The 21,665-nt window shown below is 74.4% G+C and carries 12 protein-coding genes; 1 reads left to right on the forward strand and 11 read right to left on the reverse strand.

Annotated elements, in window-relative coordinates; all coding sequences use genetic code 11:
- Positions 1-2,826: a lectin gene (locus ACTWJ9_RS31455; protein ID WP_443296051.1), complete on the reverse strand. Its 2,826-nt coding sequence runs from the start codon at positions 2,824-2,826 to the stop codon at positions 1-3.
- A gap of 957 nt (positions 2,827-3,783) precedes the next feature.
- Here ACTWJ9_RS31455 and ACTWJ9_RS31460 point away from each other — a divergent pair.
- Complete coding sequence (locus tag ACTWJ9_RS31460) at positions 3,784-4,245, forward strand: DoxX family protein (protein ID WP_279337772.1); 462 nt, start codon at positions 3,784-3,786, stop codon at positions 4,243-4,245.
- Positions 4,246-4,254: 9 nt separating this feature from the next.
- Here the strand turns inward: ACTWJ9_RS31460 and ACTWJ9_RS31465 are convergent, their stop codons facing one another.
- The 10 genes from ACTWJ9_RS31465 to ACTWJ9_RS31510 all read right to left on the reverse strand — a co-directional run bounded on the left by ACTWJ9_RS31465 (position 4,255) and on the right by ACTWJ9_RS31510 (position 21,545).
- On the reverse strand, positions 4,255-5,319 hold the full coding sequence (locus ACTWJ9_RS31465) for an NAD(+)/NADH kinase (RefSeq protein ID WP_388708663.1): 1,065 nt from the start codon (positions 5,317-5,319) through the stop codon (positions 4,255-4,257).
- A 144-nt stretch (positions 5,320-5,463) separates the two neighbouring features.
- Positions 5,464-5,586 carry a type B 50S ribosomal protein L36 gene (gene ykgO, locus ACTWJ9_RS31470; protein ID WP_019525784.1) on the reverse strand — a complete coding sequence of 41 codons (123 nt, stop codon included), beginning with the start codon at positions 5,584-5,586 and terminating at the stop codon, positions 5,464-5,466.
- A gap of 46 nt (positions 5,587-5,632) precedes the next feature.
- Positions 5,633-5,797: a 50S ribosomal protein L33 gene (gene rpmG, locus ACTWJ9_RS31475; protein ID WP_279337770.1), complete on the reverse strand. Its 165-nt coding sequence runs from the start codon at positions 5,795-5,797 to the stop codon at positions 5,633-5,635.
- Positions 5,798-6,102: 305 nt separating this feature from the next.
- Complete coding sequence (locus ACTWJ9_RS31480; RefSeq protein WP_443296052.1) at positions 6,103-6,999, reverse strand: DMT family transporter; 897 nt, start codon at positions 6,997-6,999, stop codon at positions 6,103-6,105.
- A gap of 280 nt (positions 7,000-7,279) precedes the next feature.
- On the reverse strand, positions 7,280-7,723 hold the full coding sequence (locus ACTWJ9_RS31485) for a ribosomal maturation YjgA family protein (protein ID WP_279337769.1): 444 nt from the start codon (positions 7,721-7,723) through the stop codon (positions 7,280-7,282).
- 951 nt (positions 7,724-8,674) lie between these two features.
- Entirely contained in the window at positions 8,675-10,450 is a 1,776-nt protein-coding gene (locus ACTWJ9_RS31490; RefSeq protein ID WP_443296053.1) for a hypothetical protein, read from the reverse strand.
- Positions 10,447-14,385 (reverse strand): DUF5682 family protein, encoded by a 3,939-nt coding sequence (locus ACTWJ9_RS31495; protein ID WP_443296054.1) that lies wholly within the window; start codon positions 14,383-14,385, stop codon positions 10,447-10,449. Before ACTWJ9_RS31495 ends, ACTWJ9_RS31490 begins: the two co-directional genes overlap by 4 nt.
- Positions 14,386-14,390: 5 nt before the next feature.
- Positions 14,391-15,560 carry an ATP-binding protein gene (locus ACTWJ9_RS31500; protein ID WP_443296132.1) on the reverse strand — a complete coding sequence of 390 codons (1,170 nt, stop codon included), beginning with the start codon at positions 15,558-15,560 and terminating at the stop codon, positions 14,391-14,393.
- Positions 15,561-15,639: 79 nt separating this feature from the next.
- Positions 15,640-20,694, reverse strand: a complete 5,055-nt coding sequence (locus ACTWJ9_RS31505) for a hypothetical protein (protein WP_443296055.1) — start codon at positions 20,692-20,694, stop codon at positions 15,640-15,642.
- Complete coding sequence (locus ACTWJ9_RS31510) at positions 20,691-21,545, reverse strand: DUF4132 domain-containing protein (RefSeq protein ID WP_279337765.1); 855 nt, start codon at positions 21,543-21,545, stop codon at positions 20,691-20,693. Before ACTWJ9_RS31510 ends, ACTWJ9_RS31505 begins: the two co-directional genes overlap by 4 nt.
- Positions 21,546-21,665: the final 120 nt, after the last annotated feature.

Consider the following 21,665-nt stretch of genomic DNA (forward strand, 5'->3'; position numbering starts at 1 on the left):
CTACGGCAGGGTCCATTTCTGGTTGGGTCCGGTGTGGCAGGTCCACAGATGGACCGGCGTCCCGTCGTTCCACGTACCGCCCGAAGCGTCCAGACACTTGCCCGACTGCGGATTGCGGACCGTCCCGTCCGGCTGGGCCGCCCACTTCTGCGCACCCGTGCCGTTGCACGTCCACAACTGGACCCGGCTGCCGTCCGCACTCCCCCCACCGGAGACGTCCAGACACTTGCCGAGCGCCCGCAGCGTGCCGTCATCGGCGACCGTCCACCGCTGCGCGGCCGACGTGTTGCACGTCCAGACCTGCACACCCGTACCGTCCGCCGTGCCCGCGTTGTCCACATCCAGACACTTGCCGTTCACCCCCCTCACCTCACCCGTACGGGGGCCTCCGCCGGTGGAGGTGGTGAAGGAGAACTCGTCGACGTCGAACAGGGCGCCGCTGCCGCCCTTGAAGACGAGGTACAGGGTGGTGGAGCCGGCCGGCCGGCCGGTCAGGGACGTAGTGACGTCCTGGAAGGTCTCCCAGCCGCCGGTGACCGGCACGGTGGCCGTGCCGAGCAGGGTGCCGGCGGGGGAGCCGGCGCGGACCTCGAGGGTGCCGCCGCTGCCGCCCGAGGAGACCCGGGCGGTGAAGCCGGTGGCGTTGTCGAGGCTGTAGGGCGTGAAGGAGATCCAGTCGCCGTTGTGGATCTCGCCGACCGTCTTGCCGCCGTGCGCGGGCGTGTGGTTGATGACCTGGACGCCCGCGGAGTCGCCGTAGTGCTCGGCCTGGCGGTGGCTGGGCTGGGTGATGTGCTGGTCGTGGGCGGTGAGCGCGGGCTGTCCGCCCGCGCCCTTGTCGGTGTATTCGGCGTCGATGACGCCGAAGATGTTGGCGTTGGGGTCGTGTTCGCCGTCCGCCAGGGTCTGCAGGGTGCCGGTGCAGCCGGTGGCCGAGGTCTGCGGGTGTCCGTGGCTGTCGTGACCGATGATGAAGGTGACCTTCACCCTGGCGCAGTCGATCGTGCCGTCCTCGGGGTCGGTGACCGTCACCTTGAACGGGATGGCGGCGCCGAAGTCGTAGATCCGTCCGTCGGTGGGTGTGTCGAGCCGTACGGTCGGGGCGGTGTTGCCGACGGTGATCTGGACGGAGGCCGTGGCGGACTTGCCGGTGGAGTCGGTGACCTTCAGTGTCGCGGTGTACTGGCCGTTGGTGGTGTAGGTGTGGGACGGGTCGGGGGCCGTCGAGGTGGCGCCGTCGCCGAAGGCCCAGGCGTAGCCGAGCGCGTCGCCGTCCGGGTCCGAACTGCCGGCCGAGGAGAAGGCGACGGCGAGGGGTGCCCCGCCGGAGGTGACGTTCGCCTTGGCCTGGGCCACCGGGGCTCGCCCGCCGGTCACGTGCTCGATGCGGTACAGGGCCGAGTTGGCGTCGCCGTTGAAGTAGCCGGTGCCGTAGTCCAGGACGTAGAGGGCGCCGTCCGGGCCGAAGGCCATGTCCATCACCTGGGTGCCGCTCCAGGGGAAGGAGTTGATGGACTGCACGGTCCCGTCGCCGCCGGTCTCGATCCGCTTGATCCAGCGGCGGCCGAACTCGCCGGCGAAGAAGTCGCCGTCGTACTCGGCGGGGAACTTCACCTCGGAGGTGGAGTTCGCGTCGTACCGGTAGACGGGTCCGCCCATGGGCGACTCGGAGCCGTTGCCGAACTCGGGGACCGAACCGCCGTCGTAGGGGATCCAGGCGGGCTGGGCGGGGGGCAGCTCGGTCAGTCCGGTGTTGCGCGGCGAAGTATTCCTCGGTGCCGCGCAGTTGAAGGTCGCCCCGGTGGTTCCGGTGGCGAAGTCGTGGTCGACGTAGGCGTCGTTCTTGCCGGTGCAGTAGGGCCAGCCGAAGTTGCCGGCCTTGGTGATCCGGTTGAACTCGACCTGTCCGGCGGGGCCGCGGGAGGCGTTGGCGGTGCCCGCGTCGGGGCCGTAGTCACCGACGTAGACGGTGCCCGTGGCCTTGTCCACGCTCATCCGGAAGGGGTTGCGGAAGCCCATCGCGTAGACCTCGGGCCGGGTCCTGGCGGTGCCGGGTGCGAAGAGGTTGCCCGCCGGGATGCTGTAGGTCGCGTCGGGGTTCACCTTGATGCGCAGGATCTTGCCGCGCAGGTCGTTGGTGTTGCCCGAGGAACGCTGGGCGTCGTAGGCGGGGTTGCGCGAGGCGCGCTCGTCGATGGGGGTGTAGCCGTCCGAGGCGAAGGGGTTGGTGTCGTCGCCCGTCGACAGGTAGAGGTTGCCTGCCGCGTCGAAGTCGATGTCGCCGCCGACGTGGCAGCACAGGCCGCGGGAGGCGGGCACGTCGAGAATCTTCTTCTCGCTGCCGGTGTCCAGGGTTCCGTCGGACTTGAGGACGAACCGGGACAGCCGGTTGACGCCGTCGAACGGGGCGAAGTCGGATGCCGTTCCGTCGGCGGGCGCGTCGCCGGCCGGGGTGGCCGACCGGGGAGCGTAGTAGAGGTAGACGAAGCGGTTGGCGGAGAAGGCGGGGTCGACGGCCACGCCCTGCAGGCCTTCCTCGTCATGGCTGTAGACGTCCAGCGTGCCCGCGACGGTGGTGGTGCCGGCCGCGTCGGTCCGACGCAGGGTGCCGTCGCGCGAGGTGTGCAGCACCGAGCGGTCCGGCAGGACGGCCAGGGTCATGGGTTCGCCCGTTTCGGCGACGCCCTTGGCTAGGGTGACCTGTTGGAAGTCTTCGGCTGCCGCGGCCCCGGCCGCGCCGCCCGCGCCGGCCGGGGCGGGCGGGGCGGGCGCGGGGGCAGCTGCGGCGGGGCCCATGGGCAGAGCCAGGCCCACCGCGCAGGCCATGGCTGTCAGCAACGTACGGACACGTCTGTGTCCGAGCGATCTCGTGCGCACAGGAGTCTCCAGGACTATGGGGGTTGCGGCGGCCCGAGGGCCTGCCGTGAGGAGTCCGGGCGCGCGCCGTCGCGCCGTCGAGCACCGGTCCCTTCACCCGAACGGGCTCATGACCGGTTCATTTCAAGGAAGTTAGCGGGCCTCGCGCGAACGCGTAACCCCTTTCGCGTCCGATCCCTCGTCTTCTTCCACATGTGAGACAAAGTGCCGGCGTCGTCATGCTGGGGCTTTCGGGGGGGCGGACAGTCACGCAGGGAACTTCCAGCGACTGCTCAGCCCGCCGCGGGGCGCCCTCGCAGGGCTCCGGCCCGCTGATGGGCCCGGAGCGGCGAAGAGCAGTACCGGCAAGGCGGTTCCCGGGAAGCCGAGAAGCACGCCGGACGCTGTTGATCCCGCTCTCCTGGAAGCCGGCGATGCTCTCGGGCATGGGGGCGTGGTCGAGGCCGAGCGGTATCTCCGTGTGGTGGTCGGCGTCCGTGCTGCCGGTGCCGGTTCCGTTCCAAGTGCTTCTGGTTCCAAGCCAGTTGCCGGGCCGCAGTGTGAAACGGCCGCCGTCCGCGTCGACGATCCGGCGGCCCCGTGTGCTGAGTGTCGCCGTCCCGTTGTCCGCGGGAGCGGGCGCCGGCAGGAGGACGGTGGTGAGAACCGCCTTGGCCGAGGAGCCGCGCACGGCCACCCGGTCGCCTTCCCGTCGTCATCACACGGAAGGGGCTGTCATGACAGCATCAGAATGCGGCTTGGGGGGGGCGACATGGTCCGGGTATCTCGTCCCCTTCCGGCAGGCGGTTTCGGCCGGTGTGCTGGTCGGCTGAACCGTCGGAGCACCCCGCGCGTAGAGGAGAACAGACGGCCGCTCGCCCGGGCGGCCCATTTGCGTCGCATCAATCGTGCAAGGAGTACGCAGCGATGAGCACCGACCGACTGAGCGACCGGCTCGCCGGCCACCAGCCTCTCGTCCTGGGGTTGTTCCGTATCGTCCTCGGCCTGCTGTTCACCAGCGAGGGCGCCGCCACGCTCTTCGGTGTACTGGGCAGGCAGGCCAGCCCCACGGGTGACTGGCCGTTCTGGTACGCCGGTGTGATCGAGCTCGTCTGCGGTGCCCTCATTCTCCTCGGAGTCGCGACCCGCAGCGCGGCGTTCCTCAGCTCGGGGGCCATGGCTTTCGCCTACTTCACCGAACATCAGAAGGACGGTGCCTTTCCTCTGCAGAACGGCGGCCTGGCCCCGGCATTGTTCTGCTGGGGTTTCCTTCTCCTGGTCTTCTTCGGGCCGGGCTCCCTGACGCTGACGGGCCTGCTCCGCCGGCAGTCCGCGCCGAGTGCCGCGTCCCCGGGGGCGCGGGAGGTCCCCAGGTGGGGCAGGGAGTGACGGGCCCCGTCACCCGGATGCCGTCGGGTCGTCCGGCAGGGCGAGGTGCGCCAGGTCTCCCGGCGGCGCGCTGCGGACCGGCCAGAGCGGTGCGGGCGTGCCGTCGGCGACCGCGGCAGGCGCGTCGGTGAGGTTCATACGGTCACGAAGGCGGCCGTAGAAGTCCATCGGGCCGAGCCGTACGGCACGCAGTCTGCGCGGTGCGGCGTAGACGCCGATCCAGTCACCGGGGCCGATCACGCCGCGGAGCTGGCCGTCGATGCTGACGGCGGCACGGCCCGAGCGCTCCAGCACCCGCAGCCCGACGGGCTCGTCCGGGGCGGCGACGACCGACCGGTTGAACGTCATGTGCGGTGCCACCGGTGTGAAGACCAGTGCCTCGGTGCCCGGCGAGACCACGGGGCCGCCGGCGGCGAAGCTGTAGGCGGTCGATCCCGTCGGCGTGGCCACCAGCAGCGCGTCGGCGGAGTACGAGGCCAGCAGCCGGCCCGCGATGTAGACCCCGACCGAGATCTGCCGGTCCCTGGCGAGCTTCTCCAGTACGACGTCGTTGAGGGCGGTCACGTCCAGCGGGATGCCCCACTCGCCGCCCGTCTCGCAGTCGGAGCGCACGCCGGCCGGGGGCAGGAGCGGGCCTCGGCCGTAGCTCATGAGCGCCTCGATGTCCGAGGGCACCTCCAGGCGGCACGAGGCACGCATGGTCAGCAGCATGCGTTGCTCCACGTCGAGCCGGTCGTCGTGCACGGCGTCCAGCGCCGTACGCACCATGGTCATGGGTACCTCGGTCAGGAAACCCACGCGGCCTAGGTCGACACCGAGGACCAGCGCGTCGATGGCGGCGGCGAGCCGGGCCCCGCGCAGAAAGGTGCCGTCCCCGCCGAGGGTGACGACGAGGCCGGGGTCGCCGGCCGCCGCCACTTCCTGCCGGGCGCTGCGCCGTTCGCCGTCGTTCCACACGTCGATGTCCTTGCAGGCGACGGCATGTTCGGCGCACCATGCACGGACCGTGCGGGCCGCCTCCGCGGCTTCGGGACGTCCGCCGTGTACGACCATGCCGACCCGGTCCACCGCCATCTCCGCCTCCTGGACGTCCGCTCGCCCCGACGGGGCGTGGGGCTCCATCCTGGCCAGGCGCGCGTCGACCGGGCGCCGCACCACGCCGCGACGGCCCGGTACCGCGAGCGCGGTACCGGGCCGTCCGGGTGGTGCGGTGGCTCGTCAGCCCTGGCGGGCCTTGAACCGCGGATCCTTCTTGTTGATCACGAAGGTCACGCCCCGTCGGCGCACCACCTGGGCGCCGGGCCTGGACTTCAACGAGCGCAAGGACTTGCGTACCTTCATCACGGTCTCCTTCCGCGGGACTGCACGAGGGCGAGGGAGGCGGGTGTCATCGTTCCTCACGGAAGAGGACGTGCTCTCCGGCGACCGGATCGTACTTGCGCAGGACGAGCCGGTCGGGGTCGTTCAGACGGTTCTTACGGGTCACGTAGGTGACTCCCGTACCGGCTGCCGACTTCAGCCTGACGACGGGCCGCGCTGTGCTGCGTGCCATGAGGTGCTCCTTCCGCCACCGCCCGATCCTTTTGACTCGGGCATGCCGGCATGGGGGTGGAACGGCGTCGGCGGGCGGGATATTCCGGTACGGGCCCTGGCGCTGGTCCTGGCGATGACCGGCCCGGGTTCCTGGTCGGTGGACCGTGCCGTGGGCGCGGACGCGATGTCCGGAGCTGCCCGGACTCTGGCCGCGGCGGCCGTCGCCGTGGCATCTGATCCACGCCCGGTTCGTCCTGATGCACCTGCCCGACCGCCTCGGCACCCGCTCCGCGTACCGGCGCGCCATGGACGCCATGTGGCACCTCACGGTGTCTCGGCGGGGGGCGGCTTCCGGTCCTCGCTGCTCAGGGCACGGGCGAGCGGCAGCTTCGGGAGGGCCAGCACGCCCCCGACGATGAGTGCGACACCGAGCAGTTGGAGCGGGAGCCACCAGCCCCCGCGCACGTACTCGGCGTAGATCGTGATTCCGAGGGCCAGGCTCACACCGGCGTCACCGAGTGTGATCGCGGGCTGGAACGTGACGAGCGGTCCGGCCTGCATCGCGTTCTCGAGGAAGAACAGGGCGGCCGCGCCGAAGAGGGCGAAGCCGTAGGTCTGCCAAGTGGTGAGGAAGGCGGTGACACCGCCGTCGTCGAGTGTGTGCATCGATGTCTTCATCAGCGCCGCCGTCACCGCGTACGAGACGGCGGTGGCCAGCCCGAAGCACGCGGCACGCCCCCGGCCCTCCGGCCTGCGGAGTCCGGTGAGTACGAGGCCGACGAGCAGGGCGGTGCACACGGCGAGTGCCGGGAGCCATCGGTCCATGGGCGCATGGGTGCGGTTTCCCGCCGGTGAAGCGGCGAGCAGGGCCACGGCGAGCCCTGTCACCACGGCGCACACCGCCGCCCAGCCGGAGCGGGAGAGCCCCCCTTGGAGCAGCAGCGTGGCGATGACCAGGGCGAGCGGCAGTTCCAGTACGAGGAGCGGCTGAACGATCGTCATCGGTCCCGTCGCGAGGGCCACGGCCTGACAGGCCGCCGCGGTGATGACGGCGGAGATGCCGATGAGCCAGACGGGGCGCCGCAGCAGATCGAGCATGAGTCCCGCCCGCAGCTTGTCGGAGCGTGGAACGCCCAGGGCCGCCTTGCGCTGGAGGACGGTCGCGAGGGCGTTGCTCAGTGCTGCACCCACCGCGAACAGGACCGGCAGCAGGATGTCCACCGTGGGAGTCCTCCGGAACGACGAGACGGCCCCCGCTCCTTGCCATGGTGACCCGCCCGTCAGGTGGGCGCACACTCCATCACCCTTGTGAGGGTGCGTGACGGGGGCGACGGGGAGGGAAGGCTTCGGCCGTGACGACAGCGACCGGCATTCCGCGTGGAGGACGTTCGTACGGGTGGGTGGGGGGGCTGGCGGGCGCGGTGCCGGCCGCGTCGGTTGCGTCGGCCGCTCTGGCGGTGGCGGGCCGCTGCGGGCATGGCGGTGCTTCTCGTGGAGGCGGTCAGGCGTCGGTCTCGTCAAGTGACGCGTCCCGCCGCGGTGCCGCGCATCCCCTCATCACGAGCCAGCCGGCGGCCGCGCCGACCGCGTACCAGAACAGGTCCGGTGCGTTGAACGTGGAACCGAGGACCAGACGGGCGGCGGTGCTGTGCCGTGCGAGCTCCGCCGGCAGCCCGGTGAGTTGCAGGAATTCGATGCCCCAGCTGACGGCCAGCGCGACTCCGGCGGCTCTCGGCGGCGTCGTCCGTGGTGCGACCAGGACGACGAGGGCGAGCATCAGGAGGGTGTACAGGGCGTCCCCGCCGTACTTGGCCACGTCTCCCGTCGCCACGGCCCTGAGCCCCAGTCCCGCGCCGATGACGACCGGCACGGCCACGGCCGCCGCGAGGCGCCTCCGTATCGCATTGCCCTGGGTGCCGTCGGAGGTTCGGAAGTCGGATGCCATGGACGTCATTCTGCTGGTGCCCCGTGCTGCCCCGGTCCGTGACCCGGACGCGCCGAGGGAGCCGGTCCTGTCAGCCCGGCCGTACGGCACGGGGTTGTCTGGTCGTGGAAGGTCCGCTCCGCCCGCTGACGGCGGCGTCCTTCCTGCTGAACCCGTGCTCGCCGTTCCGGTTCCCGCCGGGGGCTTTCTCCGCTGCCCGGCTCCGCCGCGAGCTGCGGAGCATCCGTTGAATCCCGACACCACCCCGGAAACCTTGTCGCTGCCCGGTCACGGATCGCCGTGGTGGGCGAGACCGTCGGCACCCTGACGTCCGCCGCGTGGGCCGCCTCCCTCTCGGCGCTCGGGCTGCTCGACGAGGCACGACCGGCAGTTGCTGCGGGACCTCGCCGACCGGCCACTGCTGCGGGAGGAGCAGGGTGCTCCCGTACCGTCCGTGTCGCGTTCCCTGTCCGCCGGACAGGCGGGGCCCCGCCTTCCGGGTCGGTGGACGCTCGGGGTTCCGCCCCGAGCGGCACGACCGCCTTCACGGGTTCGAGTTCGCGCCGGGCCGCTGCGGGGTGGCCGGGGCGGTCACGCAGGGGCAGCGGCAGCGCCTGCGGCAGGGTGTCCTTGGCGTAGTCGCGCGCCTGCTCGTCCTCGTTGCGGGGCCGGGGCGGCGAGGGGCCCGGCGAGGGCGCAGCCGGGCGCGCGGCCGTACTGCCCGTCCCGGTCGGCACCTGGGCGGTGTTCACCGCTTCGGGGCCGGTCCCGGAGGCCATCCGGTATCTGTGGTGGGACGTGTTCACTGAGTGGTTCCCATCGGACCCGTACCGCGGTCGGCCTGGCCCGGAGAGCACCGAAGCCGAAGCCGAGGCCGAACTGTGGGTGTCGGGGAGCGGGAGGGCCGGTGGGCCCCATCGGTCGGGTCCGGGTCCGGGTCCGGGTCCGGGTCCGGGTCCGGGTCCGGGTCGGTCAGGTCCTGGCCGGTGGGGCCTCCTCGTCGGCGGCGGCTCCCCAGGCGTGGGCGCACAGTGCCTGTTCGACCAGGTCGGTGTAGACGGCCGCGGCGAGCCAGGACCGGGCGAAGCGGCCCGTGTCGGCCGGGAGCAGACGGCCGAAGGTGTCTCGGGCGCGGTCCGCGGCGGCGGCGTGGAGGTCGTCGAGGAGGTCGGCCGCCGTGGCGAGGCCGAGACGGCGCAGTCGGGCGGAATCGCCCGGTGCGTTCCCGGCGAGAGTGAGGACCCGGCGGCCCCCCGGCACCGCCTGGTGGACGCGGCGGCGCAGCAGGTGCAGCGGGGCCTCGTCCCCGGTGGCGGCGTCCGTGGCCGGTGGCGCGAGGGCCCCAGGGGGCAGATCGGCGTGCTGGAGGCGGTCCAGGCCGAGGTCCACCCGGGCCGCGGGGTCGGTGGGGTGTTCGGTGGCGAGCAGCAGGGCACGGGGATGCGGTCCGGGCACCAGGCGTGCGACGATCCGCAGCCGGCTGCCACCGGCGGCGGCGAGCAGGCGGAGGTTGTCGCGGCAGGGCAGTGCGGGGTCGTCGTGGGCGGTGGTCAGGCGCAGGGGCACGCCCGCGCAGTCGGCGAGCAGACAGTCGCCCGTCGCCTCGCGCACCGTGCCGGTGAGGGTCACCTCGAGGAACAGCAGGTCCTGCGCGCCGCTCAGTGCCCGGGTCACTTGTTCGGCGGGGGGCACGGCCCACAGCCGGTCCAGCGGTGCGTCGCGCCAGGCCGCGCCGGACGCGCGGACCGCCCGTACGCCGGCGCCCGCGCCGAGGCGGCCGGCCGGGGAGACGGTGGCGCCGGACACGGCCAGCCCGGCACGGGACAGTTCACGGTGGGTCAGGGCGGTGTCGCCGATGCGTACGGCCCGGTCGGCGGCGCCGGTCGCCCGGGCGGGTCCGCCGGGTGCCACGTCGGACACCGTGTACAGGCGTCCGTCGGCGTCGGCGGTCCAGGTGACCGCGCCCGCGTAGCCGGTGGCCGTGAGGACGGGTTCGGAGAAGATCCCGTACAGGCGCAGGGAGCCGTCGGGGCGGTACGGCTGCCGGGCCGTGCCCCGCAGGTCGGTCAGTTCGCGGCCGGTGGCGTGCGGGAGGCGGTGGGCGACGCCGAGGACACCGGCGAGCGCGTCGGCGAGGCCGGTGAGCCGGTAGGCGGGGTCGGCGGTGCGGGCCGCCCGGACCGCACTCACCACGGAGACGGCCGCGGCGCAGGCCCGTGGGAGACCCGCGAGGCGGGCGGTGTGCGCGGCGTGCAGAAGCTCCGCCTGGAGCACGGCACCGGAGCCGTCCGTACCGGCCTCCAGGACGGCGGCGGCCGCGTCGAACACCGCGCGGGCGGCGGCGTGCTGGGCGGGGGTCGCGGTCTCGGGTTCGGACTCCACGTTCGGACGGTCCGCCTGTGCCGTCCCGTCCCGGGTGCCGGTGGCCCCGTCGGGATCCGGGTCCCGGTCCGCGGTGCCGTCGGCGACCGGCGCCGCCGAGGCGGCCGCGGCGCGGTGCAGGCAGGCGGGGGCCAGCAGACATCCGCAGCGGATCGCGTCCGCGCCGGTGACCGCTCCACTGGGTGCGTGCAGGACGACGTCGGTCTCGTCGTCGACGGAGATCCGTACGGTGTCGCCGTCCCGGGTGACCGGACGCGCCAGGAGCTTGGTGACGCCCGCGTCGAGGCGCTTGCGGAGCCGGGCCGAGAGCGCCCCGACGAGTTCGGCGGTGACGGACGGGACGACCGGAGGGAGGTCCGGGCTCATGCGATCTTCTCCCCTACCCAGCGGGCGAGTTCGAGCGGACTGAGGGCGGCGACGGGCATGCCCGCGGCGACGAGCCGACCGGCGACCCCCGTGGAGTAGCGGGGCCGGCCGGTGTCGTCGAGGCTCGCGCAGCCCAGGACGTGGCAGCCGGCCGAGACCAGCGCGCGGACCTCGGCGAGCAGACCGCCGAGCGGATAGCCCTCCTCGAAGTCGCTGACGACCACGACGAGGGTGCGGGACGGCACGGTGACGAGCTCACGCGCGTGCCGCAGGCCGGCGGCGATGTGGGTACCGCCGCCGACGCTGACCTCCAGCAGCAGGGACAGCGGATCGTCCACGTGCCCGGTGAGGTCGATGACCTCCGTGGAGAAGGCCAGGAAGTGGGTGGAGAGGGTCGGCACCCCGGCCAGCACCGAGGCGGTCAGCGCGGCCCACACCGTGGACGCCTCCATGGAACCCGACACGTCCGTGACCAGGATCAGCCGCCAGTCGGCGGCCCGGCGGCCCCGGGTGCGGAAGACCGGCCGTTCGGGGATCACCCGTACCGTTCCGTCCGGGCCGCGGCGCGCGGTGGCGAGGTTGGCCCGCAGGGTGCGGGGCAGGTCCAGGCCGCCGCCGGGCCGTCTGCTGGGGCGGGGCAGGGTCGTGCCGTGCAGGGCGGGGCGCAGCCGGGTGGCCAGTTGCCGGGCCAGCGCGTCGACCAACCGCCGTACGAGCGGACGCAGTGCGGCCAGCCGGGCCTCGGGCAGGCCGCCCGCGTGCCGCAGTACGGTGCGCAGCAGGTCCACCGAGGGGCGCGCCGCGTCCGCGTCCAGTTCGGTGAGGACGTCGGTGCGGCCGGACGCGGCGGCCGCCGCCAGGACCTCCTCGCGGATACCCGGCCCGAACAGCGCGGCCAGTTCCTCCGACCATTCCCGCACCCCGGGATACGGCGCCTGGCGTCCCCCGCCGGTTCCCCGGCCCGCGAGACTGCCCCGGCTGCCCTCACCGCGTCCGCTGCCGTACAGCTCGTCCAGCGCGGTCGCGAGCGGCGCGGCGGACGACGGCAGCGTGTCGGTACGACGGCCGAGGAGGAGGCGCCAGCGGTCGGCGGGAGCAAGGAAGGTGTCCCCGGCCCCCGCCGGGTGGACCCCGCCCACCAGGGCGCCCCCGGGTCCGGGCCGCACCACGGCACCCGGTTCGGTGCGCGCGTCGCGCCCCTGTCCTCGTGGCGCCGTGACGGCCGGCCCCGACGGCACCGCGCCCCGTGTCCCGGACGGCGCCGTGGGACGCACCCCGGGTTCGGCCGCCGCATCCGCCCCGGGGCCCGTTCCGGGCGACTGCGCGGTGTCTTCCGCACCAGGCCGGGCGGTCCCTTGCGGCCCCGGCCGCGCCGCGGGGCCGGGCCTGGTGTCCGGTTCGGGGCCGGCAGCCGCTGCGGGGCGGGTTGTGACACCCGGTTCGGGCGCCCGTCCGGGCTCCGGCGGGGGCTGTGGCACAGCGCTCGGCGTGTGCTGCTGCGGGGCGTCGCTCCCCGGGTTCCGCGGTGTGCCGTCCGGCGGGGTGTCTTCGGCCGGAGCCGGGGACGGATCCGTCACCAGGCCCAGTGACCGCAGCCTCTCGCGGGCCGTGAAGTCCGCCGCGGTCCAGGCGGCGAGTGCGGCCGGGTCGACGCCGTCGGTGTCGGCGATGTGCGCGGTGCCGAGGCGCTCGTCGACGGCGGCGAGGAGCCGGTCGCGGGCCGCGGGGCTCAGGGTGTCGAAGCCGCCGCGCAGCGCGGGGAGCCGGTCGAGGAACTCCCGGTCGGGCAGCTCGGTCACCCGGGTGAGCAGGGGCTCCAGCGCGGGCTCCGCCGTCTCCAGCAGCGGGCCCGCGGCGGACAGCAGTCCGCCGATCCGGGCGGTGAGCGCGGTACGGGAGTCGGGGTCGGTGGCCCCGTCGATCCAGGAGGCCACGCGGTCGCCGAAGGTCCGCGCGTCCTCGTGCCCGAGCAGGACGCGGACGGCTCCGGCGGCGCCACGCATCAGCGGGGAGCCGTCGGCGGACAGGCGGTCCAGGGCGTCGGCGAGCCGGATGCCGCCCAGCAGGTCGGCCCGGTGGGCGAGTTCGAGCAGGGCGTGGGCGTCGGCCAGGTCCTCGGATCCGGTCAGGCCGTCCACCTGCCGTACCGCCGCCGCGGTGAGCAGTTCCCCGACGGCGGCCGCCCGGGCCTCACGGTCCGTGTCGCAGCCGAGGCCGGGTACATGACCGGCCCGCAGCCGGTCGAGCAGGGCCAGGCCGGCGAGGAGTTCCGGCAGGGTTCCGGCTCCGGGCAGGACGTCGGCGACATCGCCGAGCCGTTCGTCCGCGAGCCCGTTCAGGCCGCACTCCGCCGCCTGTACGAGCCCTTCGAGGGCCTGCGCGGCCGTCGGCCCGCCCTCGTCGCGCTCCTGGTGCCGCCGTTCCCGCAGCACGCCTTCGGCGGCCTGCGCGGCGGTGACTCCGCGGATGCCGGCCGCGGTGAGCACGGCCGCCGTGGCGGGTGTCCAGCGCACCTCCCAGCGGGAGGTGAGGGCTTCGGCGCCGCCCGCGCCGACGACCTCCCTGGCCTCCCCGTAGGGAACCCCGCACACCGCCAGCCGGCGCAGCAGCAGTTCACGGCGCCGGTCCAGGTCGGAGCGCAGCGGGTCCAGCCGCAGGTCCCGTGCGGGACCGGGGCTGTGGCCGTCCGTCTCCGGGCCGGGCAGGCCCAGCAGCGCCGCCTCGGCCTCGACCGCGGGGGCGAGGCCGCTGCGCGGCGCCCGCGCGGCGGGGCGCCCGCTGCGGGTGCCGACGAGGACGCGTTCCATCGCCCGCGCCACGGCCCGTCCCCTCCCGTACGGCTCCCCCTGCGCGAGCACCGTCTGTACGGCCTCGACCAGTTCGCCCCGGCCGGCCGCGGGCAGGCCGCGCAGCCGGGCGAGGTCCGAGGCGAGCCGGCTGATCTCCCGTGCGTCGGCGGGTCCGGAGGGGTGTCCGAGTCCGCGCAGTTCGGCGCAGATGCGTACGGCCGCCCGGGTCAGCGCCTCCTCGAGTGCCTCCAGGTCTCCCCCCGCGCGCAGGACCATGTCCTGCCACTCGGGGTCCCGGATGCCCGCCGGGTAGCCGGACCGCTCGTCGAGGAGCGCGTAGGTGTACGGGATCAGCGAGGTGGTCCACCCGGGCCTCCCCGGGTCCCGGTCCCGGTCCGGTGCCGTGTCCTCGCCCGCGTCCGGCCGCAGCAGCGCCGGGGCGTGGAAGGCTCCCACCACCGCGGCGGCCCGCTCGCCCCGTGCGGTGGCTTCGGCGAGCCGGGCCCGCATCCAGCTCTCACGCCGCAGGTCCAGTTCCGGCACGCCGCCCGAGGCGGCCGCGTCCTCCCGCAGGGCCCACCCGGTGAGCAGGGCGGCCCGGCGCAGCGCCTCGGGCGGGGAACCGGGGGCGGTCGCCTCCACGAGCCGGTCCCACAGGTCGTCCCCCGGGCGGCCCGTCAGGCGGGAACGCACCGCGGTGGCGAGCCCGGGGCCGCCGGCCCCCGTCGCGGCGGCCCGCCGTCCCTCGGCCCAGGCGGGGTCGGCGAGCGGCAGGTCGCAGGCGACCACCGGTACGTCGTGCCGGGCGGCCCAGCGCACGGCGGCCAGTTCGGGCGAGAAGTCGGCGAACGGGTAGAACGCCGGTCCCCCGCCGGTCCCGTCGACGGGGGCGGCGGCGAGCGCCACCGGGGCCCGTGTCTCCTCGTGTCCCAGCCAGGGCAGCCACTGCTGCATCTCGGCGGGCAGTTCGACGAGCAGCACCTGTGGCTTCGCCTCGTCCAGCAGCGCGGGCAGGGCCGCGGCCAGGGAGGGCGCGTGGTGCCGTACGCCGACGAGGTAGGGCGCGGACGGGCCGGTGAGGGCGGCGAGCGCCTCGTCGGGCGGGACGGGCGGGCCCTCGTGGGCGGCCCGGTGGGAGAGGGACACGGCGGTCAGCCCTCCAGGACCGTACGCAGGTCCCACAGGGTGCGCCAGGTGGCGGACCCCTGTTCGGCGCGGCGCCGGACGGGTCCGTCCCAGTAGCCGCGCAGCCGGGCGGCGTCGGCGGGGTCGTCCTTGCGGACCACGCCGAGCAGATGGCCGGGCAGCAGTCCGAGCACGTCGCGGTCGCCGGGGAAGTACGCCGCGGCGAGGGCGAGCGCGCCGGCCACGGACACGGCCTCCGCAGTGCTCATCACGGTCGAGGGCCGCTCCACCTCCCAGCCCTCCGCCGACCGGCCCTCGCGCAGGTCCTGGAACGCGGTGACCAGGGCCTCCAGGACGGCGTCGTCCACCTGGAACGGTGCGCCGGCCCGCTCCACGGACGCCCGCGCCTGGCCGCGCACCAGTGCGGTCTCCGCGTCGAGGTCCCCGATGGGGCCGACGGTCTCGAAGTTGAAGCGGCGCTTGAGGGCCGCGGACATCTCGGAGACGCCCTTGTCGCGGAGGTTGGCGGTGGCGATGAGGTTGAAGCCGGGCGCGGCGTGCGCCAGGGCGTCCTCGCCGCCGGCCAGTTCGGGGACGGCGATCCGCCGTTCGGAGAGCAGCGACACCAGCGCGTCCTGCACTTCGGGCAGGCAGCGGGTGATCTCCTCGACGCGGGCGACGGCGCCCCGGGACATGGCGGTCAGCACGGGCGAGGGCACGAGTGCCTGCCGGGTGGGGCCCTGCGCCAGCAGCAGCGCGTAGTTCCAGCCGTACTTGAGCTGGTCCTCGGTGGTGCCGGCCGTGCCCTGCACGACCAGGCCGCTGGTGCCGCACACGGCGGTGGAGAGCAGTTCGGACAGCATCGACTTGGCGGTACCGGGTTCGCCGACGAGCAGCAGACCGCGCTCACCGGCGAGGGTCACCACGCACCGCTCGACCAGCGCCCGGTCGCCGACGAACTTGTCCTCGATCACCAGTCGGCGCGGCACCCCGTCGGGCGCTTCGGCGTCGTCGGGCAGCTTCAGGGCGCCGCCGGCGCTGCCCATGACGAAGGTGACGACCGCGCGGGGGGTGAGCCGCCAGGCGGGCGGGCGCGGTCCGTCGTCGTGGGCGGCGAGGAAGGCGAGTTCGGTCGCGTACCGGTCCTCGGGCGGGACGATCTGGCGGGCCGGGGAAGGGGGCAGGGCGGTGGTCATCGGTGCGGGTTCTTCCGGGCGCGGGTGGACGGTGGTCACGGGTGGACCCTGCTTTCTGCGGGCCCCGCAAGGCTCGTGGTCATCGGCGGCGGCCCTTGCGGGTGGCGCGGGTGGTGAGTTCCTCGTAGGCGGGCGCGTCGTTGGCGCGGACGCGGTCCCATGCGCGCCGGAACAGTTCGGGTACCGGCAGCAGCGGCACCGCGGGGGCGTCGCCGCGCACCGGGTAGAGGTCCTGCTTCCAGATCTCCACCGGCAGGGCGGGGGACTTCAGGTCCAGCCAGCCGCAGGGCAGGAAGAGGGTGCGGCCGGCCCGGGACCGCTTCGCCTCGACGACCAGCCCGGTGGCCGCCGCCAGTTCGGCGCGTGCCTTCTTCATGCGGGCGGGCTTCCAGCCGGTCCGGCGGACGCAGTTGCGGTCCGTCGGGTCGGGCAGGGCGAGCAGCTGGAGGTAGAGCCCCGCCGCGTCCTCGCCCAGGCCGTTGGCCTCGGCGACCTCCGTGACCAGTTCGGGCACGCTGACGGACGGGGCATGGGCGTACCCGGTGGGGTCCGCCGGGTCCGTTCCGGCCGCGACGGCGCGGGCGAGTTCGTCGTCCAGGACCGCCCGCAGTGCCCGCATTCCGTCGCCGCGCGCGGTTCCGACGAGTCCCTCGACGAGACCGAACACGGGGTCGTCCGCGCGGACGAGGGCGGCGGAGCGGACCAGGACGGTTTCCTGGTCGCCGTGCCAGGGACGCAGTACCAGCGCCTCGCCGACGGGTGTCAGGCCGTCTGCGCCGGCGCCGCCGGTGGCGGGCAGTCCGTACGCCTTGCGCAGTTCGACGGCGGTCGACGAGCCCTTCTCGGTCCATTCCAGGCCGAGGTCGAGCAGCAGCCCGGGGTCCGCGAGGCGGCGGCGCAGCGCGGCCAGTCCTTCCGGCAGCGTGGCGCGCAGCGGGTGCCCGTACGGCAGCGAGTAGGCGAGCCCGGCCAGGGAGGACACGGCGCGTGCCAGGTCGTACCGTCCGGGCAGCGCCGCGGGGTCCTCCGGTACGAGGTTGCCGTCCTTGTCGAGCCGCTGCACCGTGGTGCGGCTGAGCCAGGGGGTGCGGCGCGGGTTGAGCATCTCCTCGACGGATCCGGTCGGCACTCCCGGCAGGGCGATGTCGCCGACGAGGTCCTCGGGGAGACGGACGACGCCGTCGAGGCGCTCGGCCCACACCCGGCCCGCCGCGCCCGTGTCCGGTCCGGTCGTCCACAGGTCACCGGGGTTCGCCGGCAGCAGGGCGCCGACCAGGGCCGCCCGGTCGCCGGGCTCCAGCGAGCTCAGCAGCGCGTCGCCGAGCTGCTTCTGCCGTGGCTTCAGGGCTGTCGCGGCGCTCACCTCGTCGGTGAGCTGCGTCGGCTTCCCCGCGAGCAGCAGGGCGGCCTGCACCGGCCCCAGGCCGCCCCGCGTGGCGGCGGCCAGCGCGGCGGGTGCCTCCGGCTGCCAGGGTGCGGGGCCCTTGTCCCGGATCAGCCCCGTCACCGCCGCCAGCGTGTCGGCCGGGAACACCGGCGGGTGTGCCGCCTCCCGGGCCGAGGTGAAGTGGGCCACGGCGCCGAACGTGCCCGCCGGATCGTGGTCCAGGGCCAGCCAGTTCACGCGGTCGTGGCGGTGGTCGACGCTCTGACAGCCGAGGACGACGACGGTGCGGCCGTCGCGGCGCAGCACCTGACCGGCGCGGTCCTGCTTGCCGCGCGGCTCGCTCAGCACGACCTCGCGCAGCGCGGCTCCGGGTGCGGCCAGCGGGCCCTCCGTGATCGCCTCGAAGAGCAGCAGCAGTGCTCTGCGGTGTGCCTCTGTCAGGGTGGGGGCGGCGGCGCGGTAGGCGAGCGGGCGCAGCGCGTCGAGCAGGGAAGGCCAGGCGGGGCCTCCGGCGGGGACGGTGCGCTCGTCGCTGCGCCATCCGTCGTCGGGGCCGGTGAGGCGGGCGTTGCCGGGCAGGGCCTTGCCGTCGGCGGGCTTCCCGGTCAGGACGTGGTTGACGGCGCGGATCTGGCGCAGCACGCTCCACCGCTGTCCGCCACCCCACCAGCCGTACTGCCCGGCGAGGCCGGCGGTCGCCTCGCGCAGCGTCTGGTCGTCGCCGTCCTCGGGACGGTAGTCGGCGAACATGCCCAGAACCCACTGGGACCGGGCCCTGGGCCGCTCCGCCGGAGGCTCGACGAACGCGGCGACGGACTCGGCGAGTCGCAGCACCGCGTGCACCAGGGAGGTGACGCCGGTGAGCACCCGGGGCTCGGTGAGGTCGGGCAGGGCGCGGGAGACGGCCTTGCGCAGGACCTCCTGGGCGCTCGGGACGGCGGGGTTGCCGGTGGTGGCCGCCTGGCCGCCCCCGCCCCCGTTCCCGGAGGCCGCGTTCGCCCGCTCGGCCGCCGCCACCTCGGCCTGCCGCTCCGCCAGGACACGGGCCCCGGCGCGCAGCAGCTCCTCCGCCTTCTCGTCGCTCAGGGTCCGCAGGATCGCCGAAGCGCTCTCGTCGCGCGGGCGCAGCGCGTGCCAGAAGTCGACCGGCGGAACGAGTGGTGTACCGGCCGCGAACTCGCCGCCGCGCTGCAGCGGTGTCAGCCGGCCCAGTTCCCGCACACCGGTGGTGTCGTCCGTGGTGTACAGCGTGACCTGGCGGTGCTGGGCGACGACGAGGGGCTCGACGCCGCCGGGCAGCCGCAGTACGCCGAGCGGTATGCCCGGTATCCGGTTGTCCGCCGACAGGGTGGCGGTTCGGCCGTCCGGTGTGCCGACGGTGGTGCGGGTCTCGTCGCCCTCGCCCTCGGTGCGCACCCAGCGGCCGAGGACCGTGCCGTCGGTGCCGAACGGGCTGTGCTCCAGACCGGGCTGCAGGGGCAGCACGGTGCAGTGCTGCTGGAGCAGGGTGGCGCCGTCCTGGATGCCGGAGCGCAGGAACGCGGGCAGCGAGGCACGACCGTGGGTGCCGGTGGCCGGGTCGTACTCGAGCCACACCTGCCGCACGCCCTGCCGTCCCTGGCGCCAGTAGGAGGTGCCGTCCCCGATGACGGGGCGGCCGGGCGGCAGGACCGTGTCGCCGGCGTGCAGGGCGCGCCCGCCGGTGGCGCGGCCGCCGTCCGGGATCGGGATCGAGGTCTCGCCCGCGTCGCCGCTGCTGTACCAGGACGGGAGCTGCTCGCCGCCGAGCGGGAACACCTCGGTCGGGCGGGCCGACCAGTAGCCGTGGCTCTTGGCGCCTTGCCGCCACATCACCAGCAGTTCGCCGTCCGTGTAGCGGAACGAGGGCCGCTGCCAGCGGTCCGGTTCGGCCGGCAGCCGCAGGTCGTGTTCCAGCAGGATGTCCTGGGGGCCCACCACGATCGCCTTGTGCCGGCGGGAGAGGATCAGGGCCGGCCAGCACTCTTGGACAGCGAGGGTGTCGTCATGACCGCGCCGGGTCCCGGCCTCGAGTCGGCGCACCGCCTCCTCGAGGGCCGGCCAGCCCAGTTCGTCCGGGATGCCGGCGCGCAGGGTGTTGCCGAGCAGCGGTGCGATGTCGAACGCGGCGGCCTTGGCGACGGCCTGCCGGCTGATCCGGGCGGCGACCGTGCGGAAGGGACGCAGCCGTTCGAGCGCGGCGCGGGCGCCCGCCGGACCGGTGGCGCCGTCCAGTTCGTCGGCGGCGTCCTCCAGCCACTCGCGGAGCACGTCGGCGAGGACGGGATGGCCGGCGATCTGCTCCAGCAGCCCGGTGCCGGTCCGCTGACGCTGCAGGTTGCCGACGGCGTCGTACAGCATGCGCCGGCCGCGCGGGTCCGCCGCGACGGCCGTCAGGTCACGTCGCCCGGCTCCGGTGTCCTCCATCCACCGGCCGAGGGAGAGGTGGACGTCCGTGCCGGACCCGGGCCGGGTCAGCGGTACGTTCTCGGCCACGCACAGGTCCAGCAGGTCGAGATCGGCGCCGGCGTGCCAGCGGCCCGTGAAGAGGTCCACGGCGCGGCCGTGTGCGCGCAGGGACGGGGCCATGCGCTCCACGAGCGCGAGGGTGGCCGGTGAGCGGTCGCTGACCGTGCCGCCGTGCTTGCGGTGCAGTGCCCAGCGACTGAGCCAGTCCGCCGCGTCGGTCCCGTCCGCGCTCTCGCCCGCCAGCAGCCGGTCGGCGCCGGTCTCCGCGAGCAGCGCCAGCCAGAACTCGTCGTCCTTCGTGGAGCGGCCCAGTCCGGCCGGCATGATCTCCAGCAGCCGGGCCCGTGCGTCGGGTTGCCGCTCGGCGAGGACGACGAGCGTCGGCCGGTAGGTGTTCCAGAAGGAGGCGGGCGCCCGCACGGCCGCGGGCGACGCGAGCAGGTCCGCGACCAGGGCGCATTCCTCGGTGACCCGGTCCAGCCCCGCCGCCTTGATCAGGGTGCGCGCGTCCTGGGGCAGCGACGCGTACGGCGGCATGCCGGCGGCGCAGCGCTCCACGGTCAGCTGCCGGAACTGCGCCCACGCCTCGGCCGGGGCGAGCCGGGCCGCGAGCGCCTTCACATGCTCCTTGAGCGCCTTGACGGTCAGTGCCCCGGCGAAGGCGAACTCCAGGAAGACGGACCGCTGCCGCTCCTCGTCCACGGTCAGCGCGTGCACCCGCTCCGCCTCGCGGGCCTTGCCGAAGAAGGCCGCCGCGTAGGTGGTGTTCTCGTGCTGCAGGAAGACGCGGGCGGCCTGCTCGTAGAAGGTGGGCAGGAAGTGCGGCACGGCCCGGCCGAGCTGCCCGCCGAGCGCCTCGAAGCCGTCTTTGGCGGTGCCGGGGCGGGACTTGGCCTGCCGGGCGAGCCGCTCGACGTCCCTGACCAGTGCCAGGGCGTGGTGTCCGTTCGCCGGGTCGTTGACGAGCGCCCAGGCGGGGAAGCCGAGGGTTTCCCGGCGCACCTGGCCGACCTCGGGGGTTTCCGGCTCCCGGGCGAGACCGAGGAAGTCCAGGGCGAGATCCTCGGCTTCACCGAGCGTGCCCGGTACCAGTCGTACGACCTTGCGCCCGTCCAGCGCGGTGTGGGTGTACGTGCGGGCGGTGAGGACGTCGGCGTCCTCGCGGTCCGTGGCGGCCGGGGGCAGTACGGCGCCGGCGTCGAGCAGCGCGGCCGAGGTGGTCTCGTCGAAGGTGAATCCGTCGTGTTCGTGGGTCGTCATGCCGCACGCTCCTCGTCCTCGATGTCGCGTCCGGCGTACAGTGCGGCTGCCATACGCATGCCCTCCGACCAGGCCACCGGACCGACCTGACCGAGTTTCAGGGCCCGGCCGGCCGGGTCGGTGAAGACGAGCGGGCCGGTCTCCGTCTCGGAGTAGCCGTCGTAGTCGCCGACCCATACCCGGGCCTCGACACCGCGGCCGTCCTCGAGTACGGAGCACACGGCGTGGCCGCCGCGCACGCGGTATCCCAGCTGGGACGCGCGGCCGTGCAGGAACCTCAGTTCCTTGAAGGCGCCGCCCGCGTGGTCCTCGACGGAGCCGGCTTCGGCGTCGAGGGCCGCGGGCCGGTGCCACACTTCGCGGAAGAGCTGCTGGGCGCGCTGTTCGATGCCGATCTCGACGGCGAACTCGCGCAGGTCCTCGAGCTCGTCGAGCAGCACCGGGTGCGGCAGGCAGAGCAGACCGGGAGTGATCCGGACGGTGTCGCCATCGAGGTCGACGAGGCCGAGGCCCCGCTCGGGGTCGGCGTCCCGCAGGAACCCGGCCACCACGCCGTCCGTGCCCGTGACCACCAGGTCGCGCAGGGCGGCCTGCCAGGCCGGGTCCGGCCAGACCCGCGCCAGGACCGCGAACGGCACCGGCAGGGAGCGCACCATCCACCGCTCGACGTCGGCGAGGCACTGTCGTTCGTGCCGTTCCAGCCATTCGACGAGCTGGCGCAGCCCCACCACCGCCGGATCGTCGGCGATCTTGGACGGTACGGACTTCAGCCGTCGTCCCGTCGCGTTGCGGCACACCACCTTGCCGTCGTCGAGGGCGACTTCGTAGTCGCCGGCCGACACCCACCCCATGCGTGCCTCCCGCATCCACACTGATCAAGTGACGGGAACTGTAGGGCAGGCCTCTGACAACGGGGTGCGGGTGTTCCGCCGACCAGGTGCCTGGCGTGGCCGGTGGCGTCCCCACCGCCG

The organism is Streptomyces sp. GDS52, from assembly GCF_052246875.1.
Classification (GTDB): Bacteria; Actinomycetota; Actinomycetes; order Streptomycetales; family Streptomycetaceae; genus Streptomyces; species Streptomyces cathayae.